The organism is Bradyrhizobium sp. (assembly GCF_016462955.1).
Classification (GTDB): Bacteria; Pseudomonadota; Alphaproteobacteria; order Rhizobiales; family Xanthobacteraceae; genus Bradyrhizobium.
In genome coordinates, this window is sequence record NZ_JAEMSD010000620.1 from 1 (window position 1) to 3478 (window position 3478).

Here is a 3478-nt window from a genome sequence, read left to right on the forward strand (position 1 = left end):
TCGTTGGTCACGCGCTTCGGATTCTTGGTGTAGGCCTGCCACGCCTTGATGAACTTCTCGTTCTCCGGCGACTTGATCGACTGGAAGTAGTTCCAGGCGGCGAGATGGCCGACCAGCGGCTTGGTGTCGATGCCGGCGAGTTCTTCCTCGCCCACCGAGAACGCCACCACGGGAATGTCCTTGGCCTTGATGCCCTGGTTGCCGAGTTCCTTGTAGAAGGGAACGTTGGCATCGCCATTGATGGTCGAGACCACCGCGGTCTTCTTGCCGGCCGAGCCGAACTTCTTGATGTCGGCCACGATCGTCTGCCAGTCGGAGTGCCCGAACGGCGTGTAGTTGATCATGATGTCTTCCTGGGCGACACCCTTCGACTTCAGATAGGCTTCCAGGATCTTGTTGGTGGTGCGCGGATAGACGTAGTCGGTGCCCGCAAGCACCCAGCGCTTCACCTTCTCGTCCTTCATGAGGTAGTCGACGGCGGGGATCGCCTGCTGGTTCGGCGCAGCCCCCGTGTAGAACACGTTACGCTCGCTCTCCTCACCCTCGTATTGCACGGGGTAGAACAGGATGCTGTTGAGCTCCTTGAACACCGGCAGCACCGACTTGCGCGACACCGAGGTCCAGCAGCCGAACACGACCGAGACCTTGTTCTTGGTGATCAGCTCGCGCGCCTTTTCGGCGAACAGCGGCCAGTTCGAAGCGGGGTCGACGACGACGGCTTCCAGCTTCTTGCCGAGCACGCCGCCCTTCTTGTTCTGCTCGTCGATCAGGAAGAGGATGGTGTCTTTCAGCGTTGTTTCGCTGATCGCCATGGTGCCGGACAGGGAGTGGAGTACACCCACCTTGATGGTGTCGTCGGCGGCCTTTGCGCCAGTCAATGAAGCCAGACCGAGCATCAGTCCGGCGGTCGCGGCGAGCACGCCGCGGCGGCTAAATGACGCCGCTATATCGTGAGTGGATTTGCTAAACATGAGTGTCTCATCTCCCTGACGCAGACATGAAAATGCTGCGAAACGGCCCCGCGGCCGCCTGCGATTAACGGAATCGCAAGAACCATGCCATGGGCTGAGCACCTCTCAACCGCCTGAATTTGCTCACGTAATCGTCAGGATTCGAAGTTTTGCCGCAGTAATATTGCCTAACTTATGAGCAATCTAAATGTATGCGAAAGCGGCATTCAGTTTAATCTTTGCGCACATTGCTCGTTCTGGCTAAATTTGCGGCATCACTATTTTTGCACCTTGATTGCTGTTTCGGTCGCGATTGCCTTGAAAGCGCCGCCCCGATGTTCCATATGACCTTCCTAGACTTCTTGCGAATCAAGGGGTCGTAGCGAGCCGCGTGTTCTTAAGCCCGTACGGGCCTCTGGCTTGCCCCATTCTCCCAAGCCCATCCGACACCCCAAACACGCAGGTGTCTTCTCGACACCCTTTTGCGCGCGCCGCGCCGAATGCGCCGGGCGCCCGCTTTCGACATGGAAAGAACCCCTCTTTTGACTTCGTTTCAGGATTTCGGCCTTGCCGAACCCATCGCGCGCGCTCTTCGTGAAGAAGACTACGTCACCCCCACCCCGATCCAGGCCCAGACCATTCCGACCGCGCTGACCGGCCGCGACGTCGTCGGCATCGCCCAGACTGGAACCGGCAAGACCGCGTCTTTCGCGCTGCCGATCCTCCACCGGCTGCTCGAGAACCGCATCAAGCCGCAGCCCAAGACCTGCCGCGTACTCGTGCTCTCTCCGACCCGCGAGCTGTCCGGTCAGATACTCGACAGCTTCAACGCCTACGGCCGTCACCTCCGGCTGGCGTCGACCCTCGCCATCGGCGGCGTGCCGATGGGCCGCCAGGTCCGCGCCCTGATGCAGGGCGTCGACGTTCTGGTCGCCACCCCCGGCCGCCTGCTCGACCTTGTGCAGAGCAACGGCCTGAAGCTCTCCAGCGTCGAGTTCCTCGTGCTGGACGAAGCCGACCGTATGCTAGACATGGGCTTCATCAACGACATTCGCAAAATCGTCGCCAAGCTGCCGATCAAGCGGCAGACGCTGTTCTTCTCGGCCACCATGCCCAAGGACATCGCCGAGCTCGCCGATTCCATGCTGCGCGATCCAGCGCGCGTCGCGGTGACCCCGGTCTCCTCGACAGCCGAGCGGATCAATCAGCGCATCGTCCAGGTCGACTTCGCAGCCAAGCCCGCCTTCCTGACCAAGCTCCTGAAGGACGAGCCCATCAACCGCGCACTGGTTTTCACCCGCACCAAGCACGGTGCCGACAAGGTGGTGAAGACCCTTGAAAAGGCCGGCATTGCGGCGAGCGCCATCCACGGCAACAAGTCGCAGAACCACCGCGAGCGCACGCTCGCCCAGTTCCGCTCCGGCGAGATCCGCACCCTGGTTGCCACCGACATCGCCGCCCGCGGCATCGACGTCGACGGCATTACCCACGTCATCAATTTCGACCTTCCCAACGTGCCGGAAACCTACGTCCACCGCATCGGCCGCACCGCGCGCGCCGGTGCCGACGGCACCGCGATCTCGCTGGTCGCAGGCGGCGAGGAGCTCAGCTATCTCCGCGACATCGAGCGGCTGATTCGCGTCGCCCTGCCGCGGGAGGACCACCGCACCGACGCCGGCCGCCGCGATGCCGGCCCCGCGCCGTCGCAGCAGAGACAAGGCCGGCCGGGCGGCCGTCCCGGCCAGCGTCCGCAAGGCGCGCGGCATGGTGACGGGCGGCGTGCGGACGAACGACATGCCGAGGGGCGCCACCATGGTCCCGGGAAGCAAGGCGACGGGAGGCACGGTGAAGGACGGCACGCCGAGGCAAGACATGCTGAGGCAAGACATGCTGACACAAGACATGCCGACGGACGTCACGCCGCTGGACCGAATGCATCCAAGGGTTCTCGCCGCCGCCGCTCCGGTGGTAAGATGCATTCATCGCCTGCCGACCGTCCGGAACAGCGTTCCGCACATAGCGCTGCGGCGCCCGATGGGATACAAGGCGTTGCCTTTTTGCGCCGCGAGAGTCGGCCAAACAGCCAACCAAACCGCAAACCCTATTCGCACTAGCCGTCCACGACCTGGAGACATTCATGGCTAAGGAAGAGCTGATCCAGTTCGAGGGACTGGTCACCGAAATCCTCCCCGACGCGCGCTACCGCGTGCAGCTCGACGCCGGACACGAGATCGTCGCCTACACCGCCGGCAAGATGAAGAAGAACCGCATCAAGACGCTCGCGGGCGACCGCGTGACGGTGGAGATGTCGCCCTACGATCTGGAGAAGGGCCGGCTGATTTTCCGCCACAAGGACGAACGACCCAGCGGGGCGGGCGGGCCACCCCGCCCCGGACAGCGTGGGGGTCAGTTCCGCCGTCGCTAAGTCAGCTGCAGCGCTGAACGCGGGATGAAATCTCGAATCGTATTGGTCCGCCGTTGGCGTCACGGCGGATCAAAAAATGGTGCACGTCCGGATTGTTTCGAAC

3 protein-coding genes are annotated in these 3478 nt (G+C 62.6%); 2 read left to right on the forward strand and 1 reads right to left on the reverse strand.

All coding sequences use genetic code 11. From position 1 onward, the window contains the following. On the reverse strand, window positions 1-971 hold a 971-nt coding region (locus JHD07_RS35610; RefSeq protein WP_291630712.1), incomplete at its 3' end, for an ABC transporter substrate-binding protein. A gap of 479 nt (window positions 972-1450) precedes the next feature. Between JHD07_RS35610 and JHD07_RS35615 the strand changes: the two genes are divergently transcribed. Next, window positions 1451-3064 (forward strand): DEAD/DEAH box helicase, encoded by a 1614-nt coding sequence (locus tag JHD07_RS35615; RefSeq protein WP_291630714.1) that lies wholly within the window; start codon window positions 1451-1453, stop codon window positions 3062-3064. 23 nt (window positions 3065-3087) lie between these two features. Further along, window positions 3088-3375 carry a translation initiation factor IF-1 gene (gene infA / locus JHD07_RS35620; RefSeq protein WP_148755275.1) on the forward strand — a complete coding sequence of 96 codons (288 nt, stop codon included), beginning with the start codon at window positions 3088-3090 and terminating at the stop codon, window positions 3373-3375. The last annotated feature ends 103 nt before the right edge of the window (window positions 3376-3478 follow it).

What these genes read in the sequence shown, in the direction of transcription:
- JHD07_RS35615 (WP_291630714.1), top strand. Translation starts at nt 1,451, where the DNA reads ATGCGCCGGGCGCCCGCTTTCGACATGGAAAGAACCCCTCTTTTGACT.
- infA (WP_148755275.1), top strand. Translation starts at nt 3,088, where the DNA reads ATGGCTAAGGAAGAGCTGATCCAGTTCGAGGGACTGGTCACCGAAATC.